At 32.8% G+C, this 16,697-nt stretch carries 12 protein-coding genes; 11 read left to right on the forward strand and 1 reads right to left on the reverse strand.

Annotated elements, in window-relative coordinates; all coding sequences use genetic code 11:
• Positions 1-134 precede the first annotated feature (134 nt).
• The 5 genes from gpmI to BOW57_RS18635 all read left to right on the forward strand — a co-directional run bounded on the left by gpmI (position 135) and on the right by BOW57_RS18635 (position 6,864).
• Entirely contained in the window at positions 135-1,652 is a 1,518-nt protein-coding gene (gpmI, locus tag BOW57_RS18615) for a 2,3-bisphosphoglycerate-independent phosphoglycerate mutase (RefSeq protein ID WP_089058214.1), read from the forward strand.
• A 125-nt stretch (positions 1,653-1,777) separates the two neighbouring features.
• Positions 1,778-2,449 carry a TetR/AcrR family transcriptional regulator gene (locus tag BOW57_RS18620; RefSeq protein WP_129056441.1) on the forward strand — a complete coding sequence of 224 codons (672 nt, stop codon included), beginning with the start codon at positions 1,778-1,780 and terminating at the stop codon, positions 2,447-2,449.
• 16 nt (positions 2,450-2,465) lie between these two features.
• On the forward strand, positions 2,466-4,136 hold the full coding sequence (locus BOW57_RS18625; RefSeq protein ID WP_129056443.1) for a peptidase domain-containing ABC transporter: 1,671 nt from the start codon (positions 2,466-2,468) through the stop codon (positions 4,134-4,136).
• The gene (locus BOW57_RS18630) at positions 4,130-5,476 is read left to right on the forward strand and encodes an HlyD family secretion protein (RefSeq protein WP_089054950.1); all 1,347 of its coding nucleotides are present in this window, start codon (positions 4,130-4,132) and stop codon (positions 5,474-5,476) included. The genes BOW57_RS18625 and BOW57_RS18630 overlap by 7 nt, the downstream gene beginning before the upstream one ends.
• Positions 5,476-6,864 (forward strand): TolC family protein, encoded by a 1,389-nt coding sequence (locus tag BOW57_RS18635; protein WP_164973740.1) that lies wholly within the window; start codon positions 5,476-5,478, stop codon positions 6,862-6,864. The genes BOW57_RS18630 and BOW57_RS18635 overlap by 1 nt, the downstream gene beginning before the upstream one ends.
• An 82-nt stretch (positions 6,865-6,946) precedes the next feature.
• On the opposite strand, the gene BOW57_RS18640 is transcribed toward BOW57_RS18635, so the two are convergent.
• A complete protein-coding gene (locus BOW57_RS18640; RefSeq protein ID WP_129056445.1) occupies positions 6,947-8,200 on the reverse strand; it encodes a DUF445 domain-containing protein in 1,254 nt (417 codons plus the stop codon).
• Positions 8,201-8,398: 198 nt separating this feature from the next.
• Between BOW57_RS18640 and map the strand changes: the two genes are divergently transcribed.
• The 6 genes from map to pruA all read left to right on the forward strand — a co-directional run bounded on the left by map (position 8,399) and on the right by pruA (position 16,605).
• The gene (gene map / locus BOW57_RS18645) at positions 8,399-9,217 is read left to right on the forward strand and encodes a type I methionyl aminopeptidase (RefSeq protein WP_089058210.1); all 819 of its coding nucleotides are present in this window, start codon (positions 8,399-8,401) and stop codon (positions 9,215-9,217) included.
• A gap of 19 nt (positions 9,218-9,236) precedes the next feature.
• Positions 9,237-10,010: a class I SAM-dependent methyltransferase gene (locus BOW57_RS18650; RefSeq protein ID WP_129056447.1), complete on the forward strand. Its 774-nt coding sequence runs from the start codon at positions 9,237-9,239 to the stop codon at positions 10,008-10,010.
• A gap of 112 nt (positions 10,011-10,122) precedes the next feature.
• Positions 10,123-13,023 (forward strand): DEAD/DEAH box helicase, encoded by a 2,901-nt coding sequence (locus BOW57_RS18655; RefSeq protein WP_129056449.1) that lies wholly within the window; start codon positions 10,123-10,125, stop codon positions 13,021-13,023.
• Between the two features lie 74 nt (positions 13,024-13,097).
• Positions 13,098-14,357, forward strand: coding sequence for a DUF5103 domain-containing protein (locus tag BOW57_RS18660; protein WP_129056451.1), 1,260 nt, complete (start codon positions 13,098-13,100; stop codon positions 14,355-14,357).
• A 79-nt stretch (positions 14,358-14,436) separates the two neighbouring features.
• A complete protein-coding gene (gene apaG, locus BOW57_RS18665; RefSeq protein WP_008467225.1) occupies positions 14,437-14,823 on the forward strand; it encodes a Co2+/Mg2+ efflux protein ApaG in 387 nt (128 codons plus the stop codon).
• A gap of 156 nt (positions 14,824-14,979) precedes the next feature.
• Positions 14,980-16,605 carry an L-glutamate gamma-semialdehyde dehydrogenase gene (gene pruA / locus BOW57_RS18670; RefSeq protein WP_129056453.1) on the forward strand — a complete coding sequence of 542 codons (1,626 nt, stop codon included), beginning with the start codon at positions 14,980-14,982 and terminating at the stop codon, positions 16,603-16,605.
• Positions 16,606-16,697 lie beyond the last annotated feature (92 nt).

The following is a 16,697-nucleotide window of genomic DNA, read 5'->3' on the forward strand; positions in this document are numbered from 1 at the left end:
ATTAATTTTAAAAAATAAAGACTTCTGTAATTAAATTATTATTTTTTAATACGCTTCATTTTATTAACCATAAATGTATCGATGCTTTCACGCAAATTTTAGAAATGACTTATCTTTGTAAAAAACAAAAAGTAATGAACAAAAAAGTTATCCTTATGATTTTAGATGGTTGGGGAAAATCTCCTGACCCTAAAGTATCTGCAATAGACAATGCAAATGTTCCTTTTATAAACAGCCTTTACAAAGATTACCCAAATGCACAACTTCGTACTGACGGCTTAAACGTTGGTTTACCCGAAGGTCAAATGGGAAACAGTGAGGTTGGACACATGAACCTTGGCGCAGGAAGAATTGTGTATCAGGATTTAGCCAAAATAAATTTAGCAGTAGCCCACAAAACACTTGCTAAAGAACAAGTTTTGATTGACGCTTTTACTTATGCTAAAGAAAACAATAAAAAAGTACACTTTTTAGGATTAGTTTCTGACGGAGGTGTTCACTCGCATACTTCTCACTTACGTGGTTTAATCGATGCTTCGCAAGAATATGGTTTAGACAAAGTTTACGTTCATGCTTTTACTGACGGACGTGATGTTGACCCAAAATCTGGAGCTAAATACATTCATGATTTAGAAGATTATATTAAAGATACTCCTGTAAAAATTGCTTCGATCATTGGCCGTTACTACGCAATGGATCGTGATAAACGATGGGAACGTGTAAAATTAGCCTACGATTTAGTTGTTAACGCAGTTGGAACTCCATCAAAAAATGCAGTTGCAAGCGTTCTTGAGAGTTATGAAAAAAACATAACAGACGAGTTTATCGAGCCGGTCGTTATGGTCGATGAAAACGAAAAACCTCTTGCAACAATCGAAGAAGGCGACGTTGTTATTTTCTTCAACTTTAGAACTGATAGAGGACGCGAACTTACTGAAGCGCTATCACAACAAGATTTTCACGAACAAAACATGCACAAGTTAAACTTGTATTATGTTACGCTTACAAACTATGACGAAACTTACCAAAATGTAAAAGTTGTTTATAACAAAGACAACATTACCGAAACTCTTGGTGAAGTTTTAGAAAAAGCTGGTAAAAAACAAATTCGTATTGCTGAAACTGAAAAGTACCCTCACGTAACATTTTTCTTTTCTGGCGGAAGAGAAACTCCTTTTGAGGGCGAATCTCGTATTTTAAGAAACTCTCCAAAAGTAGCAACTTACGATTTACAACCAGAAATGAGTGCTTATGAACTTACAGACGCACTTGTTCCTGAGTTAAATAAAGGCGAAGTAGATTTTGTTTGTTTGAATTTTGCAAACGGTGATATGGTTGGACACACCGGAATTATGAGTGCTGCAATCAAAGCTTGCGAAGCCGTTGATGCTTGTGTAAAACAAGTTATCGAAGCTGCTCTTGCAAATAATTACACTACAATTGTAATTGCCGATCACGGAAATTGTGAAACAATGATTAATCCTGATGGAAGTCCAAATACCGCACACACAACAAATCCAGTGCCGATTATTTTAGTTGACAAGGATTTGAAAAACATTCAAAATGGTGTTTTAGGAGACATTGCTCCTACTATTTTAGAATTAATGGGAGTACCACAACCAAATGCAATGACTTGTCATTCATTACTGTAAACTCCGTTTAAATAATTTTTTAAAAGCTGTTCTTGATTTAGAGCAGCTTTTTTTTTTGCAAAAATAAAAGCTAAATGTTCTTTATTAATAGTAATACTATTATCTTTGCATTTAAAATAATTTTTATGGAAATTATACTATCGAATCTAAAAATCCAAATAAACGAAAAGATCTATGTAAAAGATCCCGAAACATCGGCATTGGGAAAAAAAATAATCGAACAAAGTATTCTTCTTATCGACACCATTGGTTTTGACAACTTTACATTTAAAAAATTAGGCGAAAAAATAGGATCAAACGAAAGTTCGATTTATCGTTATTTTGAGAACAAGCATAAACTCTTAGTTTATTTATCTTCTTGGTATTGGAGCTGGATCGAATACAAATTAGTATTTACCACGACCAACATTATAGATAAAAATGAAAAACTACGAAAAGCCATCACATTAGTTACTGAAAAAATAACAGATGATATTGCAACAGATCATATAAATGAAGCTGTTTTAAACAAGATAATAATTGCTGAATTTACAAAAACACTTCATACTAAAGAAGTTGATCAGGAAAACAAAGAAGGTTTTTTCTTAATTTACAAAAGGGTTATCAATAGGATTGTTGCCATTGTAAAAGAGGTAAATCCCAATTATCCATATGCAAAATCATTAGTTTCAACAATTGTTGAAGGAAGTTTACATCAGCACTTTTTAACAGATCATTTAAAAACAATTACCAATTGTAATGAAACGGTAACAACCACACAGTTTTACATCAATCTTGCAGAAAACGTTTTACGCTAACTATAAAAAAATCAACATGACACCTTTAAAACGATTTTACAATTTACTTCAATTAGACAAAAAAGACATATACCAAATTTTTTTCTACGCCATTTTTGCTGGTTTAGTCAGTTTGTCGCTTCCTTTAGGAATCCAAGCTATTATAGCATTTATACAATCTGGAAGAGTAAGTGCATCTTGGATTGTACTTATTATTTTGGTTGTTGCTGGAGTTGCGCTTGTTGGACTTTTATCATTGATGCAATTGCGAATTACTGAAAATTTACAGCAAAAAATCTTTGTTCGCTCTTCTTTTGAGTTTGCGGCTCGTTTGCCAAAAATAAAATCTGAAGAATTATACGGCACTTATCCGCCGGAGTTAACAAATCGCTTTTTTGACACTTTAAGCATTCAAAAAGGTACATCAAAGTTACTGATTGATTTTTCGGCAGCTTTACTCCAAATTACATTCGGATTAATTTTACTGTCTTTATATCATCCATCCTTTATTGTATTTGGCTTATTGCTGTTCCTGCTTTTGTTTTTCATTTTTAAATTTTCATACAAATCTGGTTTAGAAACAAGTTTAAAAGAATCCAAATTCAAATACAAAGTTGCTGGCTGGCTGCAAGAAATGGCGCGTAATAATTACAGTTTTAGAAATGAATTAAACTATGATTTCGCACTTCAAAAAAACAACAAGATAGTAAACAACTATATCAATTATCGCGAGAAACATTTTAATGTAATCAAAAAACAATTTACCCAATTGATTGTTTTTAAAATCATTATTACGGCAAGTTTACTTTCTATTGGCGGATATTTAGTACTAAGCCAGGAAATGAATATTGGACAATTTGTGGCGGCAGAGATCATTATATTATTAGTAATTACCTCGGTTGAGAAAATCATTCTTGGACTTGAAACTTTTTATGATGTTTTGACTTCTGTTGAAAAAATTGGACAGGTAACGGATTTGGAATTAGAGGAATATATTGAGTCTAAAAACGACACTTGTTACACGAATATCACCTTAGAAACTGAAAACTTAAAATTTAAATTTCCAGATTCTCCAATCTATGCTCTAGATTCTATATCTCTTAAAATAGAGCAAGGTGAAAAAATTGTAATTGATGGTGAAAACGGGTCTGGAAAAACAACTCTTATTAGATTGCTATCTGGTTTATTAAAGCAAAGTTCTGGTGCTTTTTACATCAATGACGACACATTCAAAAAAATAGACATTAAACAATATCGCTCACAAATTGGAACAATTATCCATAACGAAACACCATTTGAAGGAACCATTTTTGAAAACATAACTTTTAATGATCCCACAATAAGTTCCGAAGATTTAAAATGGGCACTTGACGGAGTGCAGCTGAGTTCGTTTATAAAACAACTTCCAAAAGGTTTAGATACACATATTTATCCTGAAGGAAGACAACTATCATCCTCTAATGCACAGAAAATATTATTAGCAAGAAGCATCATTCATAAACCAAAAATACTTTTTTATGAAGATCCAACTGATATTATGGATGAAAATGTTGCTAACGAAATCATAGATTTTCTTACTTCAGATAAAAACAAGTGGACCATTATTGTTTCATCCAAAAATCCGCATTGGAAAACAAAATCAACACGAAAAATAACAATGCAAAACGGTCTTATTCTACTTGATCAAAAAAACGATATGCCATGCTAAACATTTCTGACAATAAAACCAGACTGCAGTCTCTTGAACGATACGAAACTGTAAAAAACCTAAGCAACAGAACTCATTATAAAATTTTAAATAAGATTATAATAGGTACTTCAATTCTAGGAATAATTGCTCTTTTCCTGCCATGGACACAAAATGTTTCCGGATCAGGATCTGTAACCACTTTAAAACCTAATCAAAGACCACAATCAATTCAGAGTGTTATTTCAGGTCGAATTGAAAAATGGTACGTGCAAGAAGGTGATTTTGTAAAGAAAGGAGATACTATTTTATTTATTTCTGAAATAAAAGAGGATTACATGGATCCTAATTTGGTCGAAAATACCAAAAATCAGGTAGAAGCAAAGAAAAACTCTCTAGAATCGTATGATGAAAAAGTACAAACTCTTTCTACTCAAATTCAAGCTATTGAAAGCGAAAAAAGGTTAAAACTAGAACAAGCAAAAAACAAAGTCAGACAATCGCTTTTAAAAATAAAAAGCGACAGTATTGATCTTGTTGCCGCAAGAACACAACTGCGAATAGCAAATACACAATACAATCGTTCTGTTCAGTTAAACAAAGAAGGCTTGAAACCACTTACTGATGTTGAAGAGAAACGTTTAAAATTGCAAGATGTTGATGCAAAAATCATAACACAAGAAAACAAATTTTTATCAAGCAAAAATGAGTACATAAACGCTAAAGTTGAAGTTAACCGAATTTCGGCTGAATATGCTGAAAAAGCAGCTAAAGCAAAAAGCGATCAATTTACCACACTAAGCAACAAGTTTGACACTGAAGCTCAAGTAAGTAAACTAGAAAACCAATACACGAATTACAGCTTAAGAAATGGCATGTATTACATTAAAGCCGCGCAAGACGGCTATATCAACCGAGCTTTACAAGCAGGATTGGGCGAAACGGTAAAAGAGGGAACTCCAATTGTAACGATAATGCCATCTCATTATGATATTGCGGTTGAAACGTATGTAAATCCAATAGATTTGCCTTTAATCAAAAAAGGCGAAAAAGTCCGCGTTTGGTTTGACGGCTGGCCGACAATTGTATTTGCAGGATGGCCGGATATATCATACGGAACTTTTGGAGGAAAAGTTGTCGCGATAGAAAACTTTATCAGCACAAATGGCAAATACAGAGTTTTAATTGCTCCCGATCCCGCAGAAGCACATTGGCCTAAGCAATTGAGCATTGGTTCTGGTGCCCAAACAATTGCTTTACTAGACACGGTGCCAATTTGGTTCGAAATCTGGAGAACTTTAAATGGTTTCCCTCCTAATTATTACAAAACCGGCGAAAAAGAAACTAAAGAGAAAAAATAATGAAACGGATACTTATAGCTTTTCTATTTTTGAGCTGTACGGTTTTTGGCCAGCAGCCCATATCTAAAGAACTAACCTACGATGAGTTTCTTGGATATGTAAAAAAATACCATCCTTTGGTAAAAAATGCCAATTTAGAAATCAGCAAAGCACAAGCCAATTTAATGATGGCAAGAGGTGGTTTTGATCCAAAAATTGAAGTAGATTTTAGTCAAAAACAATTTAAAGACAAAGAATATTATTCTATTTTAAACAGCAGTTTTAAAATCCCAACTTGGTACGGAATTGAGTTAAAAGCTGGATTTGACAATAATGAAGGTGTTTATCTTAATCCTGAAAACACAACGCCTAATCAAGGTTTAACTTCGTTTGGAATCAGTGTTCCTGTTGGACAAGGACTATTTATTAATCAACGAATGGCAGATGTTCGTAAAGCAAAAATTCAGATAAAACTAAGTGAATCTGAAAGAAAACTTGAAGCTGTCAGCGTTTTATATGATGCTTCTCTTGCCTATTTCAATTGGAAAAAGAATTTTGAAGAAATGAAATTGTATGAGACTTATAACAAAAATGCCGAAATACGTTTGGAAGGAATTAAATCTTTGATCAATCAAGGTGACAAACCCGCAATTGATAGTGTTGAGGCAGGAATTATTGTAAAAAACAGAACCCTGAGTCTTGAAGATTCTAAACTAAAATTAGCTAAAGCAAAACTAGAATTATCAAATTTTATGTGGCTTGACAACAATATTCCTCTTGAAATTTCAGATGAACTTGTACCAGAAACTGCCCTCGAAAGCACATTGCAGGAAACGCTAAAAACAAACGATCTTCTGCAAAAAGATTTCAGTTTAGAAACACATCCGAAACTAAATGCGATGCAGAACAAAATAGACATCTTGAATGTAGAAAAAGATCTGAAACAAAATATGCTGCTGCCAAAAATAAACATTGGTTACGCTTATTTATCGGAACCAAATTACATCGACAATTATAAATTTGACGATTACAAAATTGGTCTGGAATTTTACTTTCCTTTATTTCTGCGAAAAGAAAGAGGAAGTTTGAAATTAGCAAAATACAAACTACAAGAAAACGAATTTGCGTTAGCATTAGAAAAAACACAATTGACTAACAAAATCAGTGCTCAAAAATTAGAAATCAATTCGCTTACAAAACAGAAAAAACTAGCCAAAGATTTAGTAGAAAACAACTTGACAATGCTAAATTCTGAAGAACGTTTATTCTCATTTGGAGAAAGCTCGTTGTTTTTGATTAACACTCGTGAGAACAATTTAATAAGTGCAAAACTTGCTTCAATAGCACTGGAAAACCGTTTTTATATCTCTAATTCTGAGCTTTTCAAAATCATGGCAAATCCTGACTGATTTTAAACCATATAAGTGATGTAAATTATTTAAGTTACTGCTTTTACACTATTTTTTAAATGAACTTATATCACTTATATGGTTAAACTATAAAATAATGATACGTCCATTCGACCGCATAAATTACAAGACCAATAAGTCCGCCAACTAAAGTCCCGTTAATTCTTATATATTGAAGATCTTTACCAATTTCTAATTCTAGTTTTTCAGAAACCTCTTTTCCATCCCAGCTTTTTACGGTTGACGAAATCAAATCGCCAATAACTTTTTTATTATTCAAAAGAACAGACAAAAGATCATTTTTAATAAAATTATTGATCTTATCAATCATATGCAAATCTTCCTTTATGCCGTTCCCAAAACTTTGAATTAATCCAGCAATACTATTTTTAATAGACGAATCTTCCCCTTTGTCTAAATCATTAGAAATCGAGAGTTTTATTTCGTCCCAAATTCCATTGATATAGTCTTGAACTTCTTTTTTTCCAACAAAACTTAAAATCATATTATTGATCTTAACTCTCATTTCTTCAGAATTTTTGACCTTCTCTAAAAAATTGTAAACGTATTCATCAATTTTAATTCGTACAGCACTCTCTGGATTTTTTGCTTCATTCAAGAAATCCTGTAATCCATTAAAAACACCTTCAGTAATACTTTTATCAGCAAGACCAAAACTCAAAAACGGAGTTGACGCTTTTACTTTTTTCCGAATCAAGTCTTTATTATTTGTCAATTCAGCACTCATAACCGTCAAAAGATTCGTCAATAACTGATCTTTTACATTTCCTTTTTGTAAAGGTTCTAAAGCCAAGGCCACCCAATCTCCAAAATTAATCCCTTCTAGTTTTGCCGCAAACTGAACCTGAATAAACCGCTTTACATCTTCATCTTTTATCGTTCTTAAAACTCCCGGAATAATATTTATGGCAACAACATTTGCAATTTTATCTGCATTTTCCTGTTGCGAAAGCCAATCTGATGCTTTTGCTGCAAAATTGAATTCCTCCAGTTTAATCTCCAGTTTTTCGCGATTTAAAAATTCTTCTGAAACAAAATTTCCTAGATTCTCTCCAATCTCATTTTTCTTCGTTGGAATAATAGCAGTATGCCAAATTGGTATTCCAAGCGGATGACGAAACAAAGCCACAACTGCAAACCAATCGGCAATTCCGCCAACCATCGCTGCCTCGCTGAACGCCTGAAGCATTGGAATTTTAAAATAAATTGCCACTACAAACAGCAAAACGGCAATACCCAAAAGCAACAAAGCATTTCTCTTCATTTTCTTTAATGCTTTTACTTTTGCAATATCCTGATCAGTCGAAATTTCCATGATTATTGACATTTTACTACTAATTTATGGCTTTTTTCTGAGATATTAAATTTAAAAGTTTGCCGCGAATTTCACGAATTTACACGAATTATAATTTAATAAAATTATTCACACAATACAATTAGCGTAAATTCGTGAAATTCGTGGCGAAAAAAATAATATAAAATTGTACTTTTGCGAACTGAAAATGGGAAAAATATGATTATCCAAAAAACTAGAGAAGAAATCGAATTAATGCGCGAAAGTGCTTTGATCGTATCAAAAACATTAGGAATGATTGCTTCTGAAATTAAAGAAGGAGTTACAACATTATATCTTGACAAATTAGCCGAAGAATTTATCCGTGATCACGGTGCAGTTCCAAGCTTTTTAGGATTATATGATTTTCCTAATTCACTTTGTATGAGTCCAAATTCTCAGGTTGTTCACGGAATTCCAAATAACACTCCTCTAAAAAGCGGTGATGTCATTTCGGTAGATTGCGGAGCATTTAAAAATGGATATCACGGAGATCATGCTTATAGTTTCGAAATTGGAGAAGTTGCCCCTGAAGTTAAAAAACTTTTGCAGGTAACTAAAGAATCTCTTTACGTTGGAATTAGAGAATTTAAAGCAGGAAATCGCGTTGAAGATGTTGGAAATGCGATTCAAAAATACACAGAAGCACATGGTTACGGAGTTGTTCGTGAACTAGTTGGACATGGTGTTGGGCAAAAAATGCACGAAGAACCAGAAATGCCAAACTACGGAAAACGCGGACGTGGAAAACTATTCGTTGAAGGAATGGTAGTTGCAATTGAACCAATGATTAACCTTGGAACCAGAAACATTAAGCAACATAAGGACGGTTGGACAATTACAACTGCAGATGGAAAAGCCAGTGCACATTTCGAACATGACGTGGCGCTAGTTGATGGTAAACCTGAATTATTATCTACTTTTCAATACATCTACAAGGCTTTAGGAATCGAAAGCAATGAAGAAGACGAATTTAGAAAAGTGCCGTTAGTACTATAATACAACCCGAATCAAACCTGTGAAAAAACTTTTCAAATTAGTTTTAAATACTATTCCAAGACCAATATTAATTCGTTTAAGTTACGTGGCACGTCCAATTTTAGCTTTATCGCTGAAAGGAAGCAAATTTACTGATCCTATTGACGGAAAAAGTTTCAAATCGTTTTTGCCTTACGGATATGGAAAACAACGTAATAATGTACTTTCACCAAGTACACTTTCGTTAGAAAGACACCGTTTACTTTGGCTGTACTTAAATGATCAAACTGATTTTTTTACAGCACCAAAAAAAGTACTTCATTTTGCTCCAGAACAAGCTTTTTATAAACTTTTCCGTAAGCAGAAAAATCTTGATTATACGACAACCGATTTGTTTTCTCCTTTGGCAGATGTAAAAGCAGATATTTGTAATTTGCCCTTCAAAGACAACGAATATGATGTGATTTTATGTAATCACGTTTTAGAACATATTCCTGACGACACAAAAGCAATGCAGGAATTATTTAGAGTTTTAAAACCTGGCGGAATGGCGATTCTTCAAATTCCGCAAGATTTATCTCGTGAAGTTACATTTGCTGATGATTCGATTACAGATCAAAAAGAACGTGCTAAAATTTTCGGTCAATACGATCATGTTCGCATTTACGGACGCGATTATTTCGACAAGTTAAGAAGCATTGGTTTTATTGTAATTGAAGAAGATTATACCAATAAAATTGCACCAGAACTGGTCGAAAAATACTGTTTAGCAAAAGGAGAAATTATCCCGCTTTGCTTCAAACCAGAGAACTAATTTTTTCTCAATACATAGTGACATAAGTTCATTTAAAAAGTTTTCAAAATAGCAATAATTTGAAAACTTTTTAATTTTATACGCCTTACCAAATCAAACCAAATCTTAAATCTTGGAACCTGCAAAATCATATCAATTTTGTTTTGACATCAGTTTTGAAAAAAACCTAAACACTCACATCCCGACCGCATATATTGTCGAGAACACTGATGAAATTAAATACTTAAATAAAAAAGCAAGCGCTGAAGTACTTGAAAGTTTTGGAATCGCATTTGAAAGCTTAGATTCCAATACAAAAAAAATATTGACTGCCTGCGAATCTTTAAAATTGGAATTCATTTTTAAAAAATTCAGCGCAAAAGTAAAATCGGCAAAAACCATTGCTGATCTGCAAAAAGATTCTAAAATTGATTTTGCCATTCGTCAGTATTTAAACTTTAATTTAAGTTCATTTTATAATCTAATTGCAAAAGAACAATTTCCGCTGTCTATAGACATTGGACCTGAAAAGGATTTTTATCGTTCCAGAGTTGATACAAATCCGCTGCATTTTGAACCGTTGATTCAGTTCGACAAACATTCTGAAGGAATCACTTATACCCTTTCTTTAAAAGAAAATGAAACTGTTTTTCTGCCGATGAACAGTAAAATTGATATTCTTTTAAATGAACCGGGCTGGCTGATTATCAATAAAAAATTAGGACAGCTGAAAGATCTAAACACTAAAAAACTACAGCCTTTTTTAACTAAAAAATCTATAGAAATACCTTCAAAACTAGTTGATAATTTTTTCAAGAATTTCATTCCTGAAATAGCTAAAAAAATCGACATAGAAGCAACAGGTTTTGAAGTTGAAAATCGTGACAAGATTATTTCCTGCACGATTCAGCCCGTTTATGATTTCTTTAAAAACTGTTATTATCTTAACCTTTATTTTGACTATAACGGTTATACATTTGATGCAGGTAAAACAAAAAAAACACATTCATTTGTAGATTTCAACGCTGCAAGCGAACCTAAAATTATCCAGTTTAAACGAAGTCCTGACGAAACTTTATATACAGAAAAACTACTTGAACTTGGTTTAATAAAAATCAAAAATGAATTATTTGGATTAAATACTGCAGTAGAAACTCCAGATCCTTATCTCAATATTCAATTCATTATTGATCATAAAGAAAAACTTGAAAATTTGGGTTTTGTAATTGAAAATCTAAAACTGGAAAGCAAAGAAATTATTACCGAAAACCATTCCGTTTTAACTTCAAAAGAAGTTGCTGGAGATTGGTTTGACATCAAAATAATCATCAAAATTGGTACGTATACAATCAATTTCAGTGAAATTATTCCCAATATAAAAAGCAAAGAAAGACTCTTTTTACTGCCTGACGGAAACTATTTCTTGATTCCGTTAGAATGGTTCAGCAAATACAGTTCACTAGCAAAATTAGCTAAAACTGAAAATGGGAATCTGCTTTTGCGCAAAAGCAATTTTGCTGCATTAGACACCATTACAGAAATCAAAAACGAAGTTATTCAAAAAGCTGAATATGTCTCTTCTGAATTATTGAAAGCAACTTTAAGACCTTATCAAATTGATGGCGTAAAATGGCTTTTAGGTCATCACAATTCTAATTTAGGCGCTTGTCTTGCGGATGATATGGGACTTGGAAAAACTTTGCAAACTCTCGCAGTTCTTGTTGCCGTTCAAGAACAATTGGGTTTTACAACAAAAACCACAAATTTTGATTTGTTTGCCAATGAAACTACGATAGAAAGAGAACCACTTAAAGCTTTAATCGTTTTACCTTCTTCACTTGTTTTTAACTGGTATAACGAATCTGCAAAATTTACTCCGCATTTTTCAAAAATGCAATATATTGGTAATGACCGAAAACAATTAGCCAGCAGATTAGCTTCAACTGATTTAATTTTTACGAGTTACAGCATTATACATCGTGATATTTCGATTTTAGAAAAATACGACTTCCGTTATTTGATTTTGGACGAAAGTCAATACATAAAAAACAAAGATTCTAAGATTTTTAAAGCTATAAATAAAATTGACACGGCCCATAAAATGGCACTGAGCGGTACTCCAATTGAAAACTCGCTTGACGATTTATGGTCGCAGATGCAATTTATAAATCCAGATATTTTAGGCAGTTATAATTTCTTTGCTGCCAATTTTAAAATTCCGATTGAAAAAAAACAAGATGAAAATATTTTGTCTGAACTAAAAAATCTTGTTCAGCCTTATATCTTAAGAAGAACTAAAGAACAGGTTTTAAAAGATTTACCTGAATTATCAGAGCAGATTTATTACTGTACTATGGATCCTGAACAGGAGAAATTATACGAAAAAGAAAAATCTAAAGCGCGTAATTTTTTACTTAAAACGGATGGTTCTAGTCCTGACAAAATCAGCATTATTAATACGTTGATGAAGCTGCGACAATTAAGTAATCACCCAAAAATGGTAGATCAAGATTCAGAAATCGATTCTGGAAAATATATCGCTGTTACAAATTATTTAGAAACTTTAGTAAAAGGAAAACAAAAAGCGATCATTTTTAGTTCATTTGTTACGAATCTAAGTTTCTACACTGATTGGTGTAAGGAAAACAAAATAGAGTATTGCGAAATTACGGGCGAAACTCCTGCTCATAAAAGAGAACAGCAGGTAAAACTATTTCAGGAAAAAGAAAATCCTTTGTTGTTTTTTATTTCACTTAAAGCCGGCGGCGTTGGATTGAATATTACCAAAGCTTCTTATGTTTTGTTTTTAGATCCGTGGTGGAATCCTTTTGCAGAAAAACAAGGAGTTGGCCGCGCGCATCGAATTGGACAGCTTAACAAAGTCAATGTTATACGATTTATTTCGAAAAATACGGTTGAGGAAAAAATAATCAAGCTGCAGGAAAACAAAAAACTGCTGTCTGATTCACTTTTAGAAGAAAGTTATATTAATGACGAAATCGAAGCTAATTTAGAGTACATTTTAAATTCTTAATACGTAAAACCAATAAAACAGTCTATTTTTCGTTACATAAAATTGTTATATTTACAATCTTACAACGTAATAAGATGCCAAAATTTTTATATACAAGCTTATTTTTTATTCTGATTTTCACTTTGGCGAAAGCCCAAAATGTTCAAAAAGAAATTGATCCGCCTTACAATATCAAAACTGTTTCGTTTGTACAAAACGGCAGTAATGTTGTTCCTATTTTTGAATTAGGATCAACATTTGAATTTCAATTTGATGATTTATTTGGAAGCGAAGCCAATTATTACTTCGAAATTACTCATTGCGATTACAATTGGATTCCGTCAGACATTCCAAAAACAGATTTTCTACGTGGTTTCGATGGTCAGCGAATAACTGATTATTCTAATTCTTTTAATACGCTTCAAATATATTCCCATTATAGACTTCCGTTTCCAAATCAGTTTACTACACAGCTGCGAATTTCTGGAAATTACATTTTAAAAATTTTAAATGAAGATAAAGAAGTTGTACTTGCGAGAAAATTTATTCTGTTTGAAAACCATTGTACGGTTGCAGCTCAAGTAAAAAGAAGCCGCAACCTCAGCAATATTGATTTTAAACAGAATCTTGATTTTGCAATTGTTTCAAATGATATTACTTTTCAAACGCCGACACAAAATGTAAAAGTTCTTTTATTGCAAAACGGAAATTTCAATACTGGAATAAAAAATGTTCCACCACAATATACAATTGGAAATCAACTTGTTTACAAATACGATGCTGAAACTCAGTTTTGGGGCGGGAATGAATTTTTATATTTCGAAAACAAAGACATTCGAGCTGCCAATAATAATGTTGGAAAAGTAGGAACCAGCAACGATGTTTATAACTCATATTTGTACACGAATCGCGCTCGAGGGAATCAGATCTATACTTTATATCAAGATGTTAACGGAAATTTTGTGGTTAAGAACATAAACGGATCAAATAACGATATTGAGGCTGATTATGCATGGGTTTACTTTTCGCTTTCGGCTCCTGCCTTTAGACTTAATAAAGATATTTATATAACAGGAATGTTTAATAATTACAGTTTATCGCCAGAATACAAAATGGATTATAATACTGAAAAGGGCATTTATGAAAAAGCTGTAATGATAAAACAAGGTTTTACTAATTTTCAATATACGGTAGCTGATAAAAAAGGAAACATCGATAATGAAAATGCTATCGACGGCAATTTTTATCAAACAGAAAACGAATATACAATTTTGGTTTACTATAAAGAAAGCATAGATCGTTATCAAAGAGTTATAGGAAAAGGAAATGCAAACTCAATAAATATCGTAAATTAAAACATTGTTAAGGTTTTAGGACAAAAGATTTTTTTTTGTAGATTTGCATATATAATATACACATATTTACTACGTTAGTATGGTTTCTCAAATTACAAGAGGCATAAAAATATCTGTTTTGACTAGTTTTGAAGGAACTTACTTCAAAAACTACAAAATTCACTTTGCTTTTAGTTACGTAGTTACAATCGAAAATCATAGTAAAGATTCTGTTCAGTTAACATCTCGTCATTGGGAAATTTTTGACTCCCTAAATGATTTAGAAGTTGTTGACGGAGAAGGTGTAATTGGCAAAAAACCAGTTCTAAAACCGGGAGAAAATCACACTTATAGTTCAGGCTGTTTATTATCGTCACCATACGGTGCTATGAAAGGTCATTTTAATATGATCAATTTTACTACAACAAAAACATTCAAGGTTATTGTTCCTACTTTTAGAATGTGCGCTCCTTTTGCTTTAAACTAAATCATAGTTTAAAGGCTGTCTTCTTTTTATCGTTATCTAAATCATAAATTTATCAAATTATTAATTTATCCTTTGTACTTTTGTGCGACGTTAGATTATTCGTAACAATCAAATCATCTAACCTGTAAATTGTCTAATTATCTAATTTTAAATAACATGCTAAAAGGATTCTTTCATGTACCAAAAGCGGTAAACGAACCCGTAAAAGGCTACGCACCTAACTCTCCAGAAAAAGCAGCTGTTCAGGCGGCTTACACTACAATGTGGAACTCTCAAATTGATGTTCCTTTATATATTGGAAGTGAAGAAATCAAAACTGGAAACACTAGAAATATTACAGCTCCTCATGATCACAAACATATCGTTGGAAAGTATCATTTAGCTGAAAAACAACATATCGAAAAAGCGATTGCAAATGCTCTTGAATCAAGAACAGCATGGGCAAATATGGCATGGGAACAACGTGCTGCTATTTTCTTAAAAGCTGCTGAATTAATCGCTGGTCCTTACAGAGCGCGTATTAATGCTGCAACTATGATTGGTCAATCTAAAAATATTCACCAAGCAGAAATTGATGCTTCTTGTGAATTAATTGACTTTTTACGTTACAACGTAGAGTTCATGACTCAAATTTATAACGATCAGCCAAAATCAGATTCTTCTGTTTGGAACCGTTTAGAATACAGACCTCTTGAAGGATTTGTTTACGCAATTACTCCTTTTAACTTTACTGCTATTGCTGCAAACCTTCCTGCAAGTGCTGCAATGATGGGTAACGTTGTGGTTTGGAAACCAAGTGACAGCCAAGTATTCTCTACAAAAATCATCCTTGAAGTTTTCAAAGAAGCTGGAGTTCCAGACGGTGTTATCAACGTAGTTTTTGGAGATGCTTTAATGATTACTGATACTGTTTTAGCAAGCCGTGATTTTGCAGGTGTTCACTTTACAGGTTCAACTCACGTATTTAAAGATATTTGGGCAAAAATTGGTGCAAACATCCATAATTACAAAACTTACCCAAGAATCGTTGGAGAAACTGGTGGTAAAGATTTTATCATTGCACACCCAAGCGCAAACGTAAAACAAGTAGTTACAGGAATTACTCGTGGAGCATTTGAATTTCAAGGGCAAAAATGTTCTGCTGCTTCAAGAGCTTATATTCCGCAAAGTTTATGGCCAGCTGTAAAAGAACAATTAATTGCTGATGTAAAATCTATGAAAATGGGTTCTCCGGAAGATTTCGGAAACTTCATTACTGCAGTTATCCACGAAGGTTCTTTTGATAAATTAGCTAGTTATATCGACCAAGCTAAAAAAGATACTGACGCTGAAATTATCGTTGGTGGTAATTACGATAAATCTGTTGGATACTTTATTGAGCCAACGGTTATTGTAACTACAAACCCAAAATATACAACAATGGAAACTGAGTTGTTTGGACCAGTTATCACAATTTATGTTTACGAAGATGCTAAATGGGAAGAAACTTTAGAATTAGTTGATACTACTTCTGAGTATGCTTTAACTGGAGCAGTTTTCAGCCAAGATCGTTATGCTATTGAAGTAGCTACTACTAAATTACAAAACGCAGCTGGTAACTTCTATATCAACGACAAACCAACTGGAGCAGTTGTAGGAATGCAGCCATTTGGTGGAGCAAGAGCTTCTGGAACTAACGATAAAGCAGGTTCTGCATTAAACTTATTGCGTTGGGCTTCTCCAAGAACGATCAAAGAAACTTTTGTAACTCCAGAAGATTACAGATACCCTTTCTTAGGATAATATTTTTTAATCCCGATAGCTATCGGGACAGGTTTCAAGTTTTGTGACCTGTTCATATAAAAAAGCCGAATCTCTTCATTGAGATTCGGCTT

Source organism: Flavobacterium sp. YO64 (assembly GCF_004119505.1).
Taxonomy (GTDB): Bacteria; Bacteroidota; Bacteroidia; order Flavobacteriales; family Flavobacteriaceae; genus Flavobacterium; species Flavobacterium oncorhynchi.